Origin of the sequence: Bacillus sp. AP50 (assembly GCF_040492675.1) — a bacterium.
GTDB lineage: Bacteria > Bacillota > Bacilli > Bacillales > Bacillaceae_G > Bacillus_A > Bacillus_A cereus.
In genome coordinates, this window is record NZ_JBEUTW010000513.1 from 1 (window position 1) to 2,296 (window position 2,296).

Sequence of the window (2,296 nt, forward strand, 5' to 3'; positions counted from 1 at the left end):
GGAATCGGAAAAGATATAAACAATCCTAATATTTATGTTTCATCAGAATTGACAGGGAAAATCAGTGTAGATATAAGAGATGTATTTTTGCCCAATGCTAAGGAAAAAGATTTTATTGTAATGTATTCAGATGCAATAGAGGTTACATTTAAAAATGGGTCTATTCTATATGACACGAACAATATTGGAAAGGCTACAGATATAGTTCCTACATCACAACCATATTCGCCTAATTCCCCGTTTACTGAGCTATATGGGAAAATGATTTGGGTTTTTCCAAATGCGAAAAAAATTACAACAGAGGGAGGAGCAAAGTTTAAAATTGAAGATTTAAATGGGAAAATAGTTGGAGAACTAGTAACAAATGAAGAAGGAGAAGCGATATCAAAAGACTTACCAATAGGAAACTATACTTTAGTGGAAAAAGAAGCACCTAAAGGTTACGAATTATCAAAAGATAAAATAGCTGTAAAAGTAGAGAAAGATGCAGAAGTAGAAATTAAAATAGGAAATAAGAAATTGCCAGATCCAATGGGAAAAATGAAGCTTGTGAAAGTAGACATAAGTGATAAAAATAAAAAGCTAGCAGGAGCAAAGTTTAAAATTGAAGATTTAAATGGGAAAATAGTTGGAGAACTAGTAACAAATGAAGAAGGAGAAGTAATATCAAAAGACTTACCAATAGGAAACTATACCTTAGTGGAAGTAGAAGCACCTAAAGGTTACGAATTATTAAAAGATAAAATAACTGTAAAAATAGAAAAAGATGCAGAAGTAGAAATTAAAATAGGAAATAAGAAATTGCCAGATCCAATGGGAAAAATGAAGCTTGTGAAAGTAGACATAAGTGATAAAAATAAAAAACTAGCAGGGGCAAAGTTTCATATAGAAGATGCAAAAGGAAAAGTAGTTGGAGAGTTAATAACAGATGAAAAAGGAGAAATGATATCAAAGGACTTACCAATAGGAAACTATACCCTAGTGGAAATAGAGGCACCTAAAGGTTATGAATTATTAAAAGATAAAATAGCTGTAAAAATAGAAAAAGATACAGTAGTAGAAATTAAAATAGAAAATAAGAAATTGCCAGATCCGACTGGGCAATTTGAAATTGAAAAAGTTGATGATAAGGATAGTGAATTAAAGCTAAAAGGCGCTGTATTTCAAGTGTTAGATAAAGAAGGGAAAGAACTTAGTAGATTAATAACGGATGAAAAAGGAAAGGTAATTTCCAACCAATTAGCAATTGGAAAGTATACGATTAAAGAAATAAAAGCACCGAACGGATACATGTTACTTAGAGATCCAATAGAAATAGAAATTACAGAAGCAGTAAAGACACAAAAAATAACAGTGAAAAATGCGAAGAATAATTGGGTAATTCCTAATACTGGTGGGAGCGGAACAACAATTTTTTACGTAATTGGTATTATGCTAATGTTTGGTGTGCTATATTTCTGTAAGAAAAATCGTATATTATGAACTAATTTTATAGAGTTAGACAGATTGTTGCGTTAGAGAGGTTTTAGGGCATGAGTTCGGTATTGTACTGGACTCATGTTACTACATTTGTTGAAGGAGGAAGGATAATAGTAAACATAGAATATATTAATGAATTAAAATGTTTAAGAGGTGAACATGGTGGCAATAAAACAAGACGAAATTAAAGTAGTTGTCGGAGCTGGAGTGTTTAATAATAATCCAGGCTGGATTCAAACGCAAGAAGATGAACTTAACTTACTAGATAAAGCTACGTGGGAAGAAAGATTTGAATACAACTCTATTTCAGCTATTTTAGCTGAGCATGTATGGGAACACCTTACTTTTGAAGAAGGTGTAAGAGCAGCTGAAATCTGTTATGAATTTTTAAAACCATCTGGTCATATTCGGTGCGGAGTCCCTGATGCATTCTTTCAGGATGAGGTATATCAAAATATAGTTCAAATAGGGGGACCCGGTCCGAAAGATCATCCAGCAGCAAGTCATAAAATCGTTCATAATTATAAAACATTAACGAAAATGTTTGAAACTGCTGGATTCGAGGTAGTTTTACTTGAATATTGTGATGAAAATGGTCAGTTTTATTACAACGAATGGGATGCAAACGACGGTGTTATTTTCCGTTCGAAAAGGTATGATTCTAGAAATAAAGGCGATAAACTTGGTTTTCCATCGCTAATTGTCGATGCGATTAAGCGCTAATCATTCAACCAAAAAAGGAGTTAATCCTATGATTTCATAAGTCGCAAATGCGGCTTTTTTATTTGTACGTAAATCTATATTTAATTTTCAATAC

Annotated in this window: 2 protein-coding genes; both read left to right on the forward strand. The window is 32.3% G+C overall.

Features of this window, described 5'->3' with window-relative positions:
* The coding region (locus ABWK52_RS25720; RefSeq protein ID WP_353772218.1) for an MSCRAMM family protein at positions 1 to 1,482 on the forward strand (1,482 nt) is incomplete at its 5' end.
* 156 nt (positions 1,483 to 1,638) lie between these two features.
* A complete protein-coding gene (locus ABWK52_RS25725; RefSeq protein WP_000225725.1) occupies positions 1,639 to 2,202 on the forward strand; it encodes a class I SAM-dependent methyltransferase in 564 nt (187 codons plus the stop codon).
* The last annotated feature ends 94 nt before the right edge of the window (positions 2,203 to 2,296 follow it).

Excerpts from the sequence above, each read along its gene's own strand:
- ABWK52_RS25725 (WP_000225725.1), top strand. The coding sequence starts at position 1,639 with ATGGTGGCAATAAAACAAGACGAAATTAAAGTAGTTGTCGGAGCTGGA.